We start from the raw sequence: 1,390 nt of genomic DNA, 5'->3' as shown, positions 1-1,390 counted from the left end.
TACTACAGCCGTAATTGTTCTGTAAGCCGATGATCTTCCCGGCGACGATAATGACATTGTTGTGCCCGGTATTGATGCCGTCGTCGCCAGTCTGACCAATGTAAAACCTGCTCGACGGTGTTTCCCGTTTTTTCCATCAATCTTGACAGCAGCTTACGCAGTTCCGCTACACTGAGCGGAACCCGACCTACCGGTGTTTTTTTTCTCCTGTACTCGCAGAACCGCGAGGACTGCATGAGCCAGTAGCGACAAGGTAATATGCCGGTGCCAACTCTGCCATCGCCGCACTTCGTAGTGATCCAGACCACATTCCCCTTTGGTTTCCTCAAAGCCACTTTCGATTTCCCAGCGACAACCCGCTACCTGAACCAGCGTATTAATATCCGCCTGTTCTCGCAGGGCATACACCACATAGTAAGCCCGTTCCTGTCTGCTATCCCGGCTGCGCCGAATCAACAAATAATGACCATAACGCCGGTCCTCTTCACTGAGCTGTAAACGCCATAACGGCACGACAGCCCAGTCATACTCACGCTCACCTTTTGTTCCCGTTCCCGCTGACCGTGTTTTCCAGTCAGCGGCAGTCAACGTATCGGCAATCCTGTCAGCACGCATATACTCTGGCCCTCGCCACCATAAGGGGGTATTGCAGGGAATGGCTAACACGAAGGGCTGGTATCGGGACTCCAGCCAGACCCTCAGACGACGGTCACGGCCATACACTTCATCCGCGGTCACCCAGCGACAGGGCACGCCGGCATCCCATGTTCGTTCCAGCATCTGCCGGGCTAACTGGGGTTTCGTTGCGAACGTGACACTGGCCGGGATACCCGCAGCTTCACAGCGGGCACGGTCATCGATCCATTGGCGAGGCAAGTATAAGGCCCGGTCAATAAAGGCATGCCCGCCATTGCCAGCGTAACACAGAAATACGCCTATCTGGCTGTTTTCTACCCGTCCGGCGGTCCCACTATACTGACGCTGTACCCCGGCAGAATGGGTCCCTTTTTTGATAAAACCGGTTTCATCAAGGATGAGAATCCCCTGTTCATCGCCCAAATGTTCAGTGACATAATCCCGCAGGATATCGCGGGCCATCTCGACATCCCAATCAGCGCGTTCCAGCAAATATTGAATGCCATCGGGGGAACGTTCCCCCATCCATTCAGCCAGTTGCCAGCTATTTTTACGTTCAACATCACTGAGCAATCCCCGAAGATAGGCGAGGCTGCGTTGTCGTGGGCCGGTAGAGTGAAATAAGGGAGCCAGACGGGCATGTAATGCCTGTAGCGCCTGTTCCCAGATTTTGGCAGGGGATGACATGTGACACCGCCTTTTATTTAAGGAAGAAGAGCCCCATCATGGCACAATATGGATTACGGCTGTAGTA

Annotated in this window: 2 protein-coding genes; both read right to left on the bottom strand. The window is 53.9% G+C overall.

From position 1 onward, the window contains the following. Positions 1 to 2 precede the first annotated feature (2 nt). A complete protein-coding gene (locus BM329_RS14880; RefSeq protein WP_218153295.1) occupies positions 3 to 140 on the bottom strand; it encodes a hypothetical protein in 138 nt (45 codons plus the stop codon). 13 nt (positions 141 to 153) lie between these two features. Next, positions 154 to 1,323, bottom strand: coding sequence for an IS701 family transposase (locus BM329_RS14200; RefSeq protein WP_092554465.1), 1,170 nt, complete (start codon positions 1,321 to 1,323; stop codon positions 154 to 156). Positions 1,324 to 1,390: the final 67 nt, after the last annotated feature.

Origin of the sequence: Xenorhabdus koppenhoeferi (genome assembly GCF_900116635.1) — a bacterium.
Classification (GTDB): domain Bacteria; phylum Pseudomonadota; class Gammaproteobacteria; order Enterobacterales; family Enterobacteriaceae; genus Xenorhabdus; species Xenorhabdus koppenhoeferi.
This window is presented reverse-complemented; position numbering and strand designations above follow the sequence as displayed.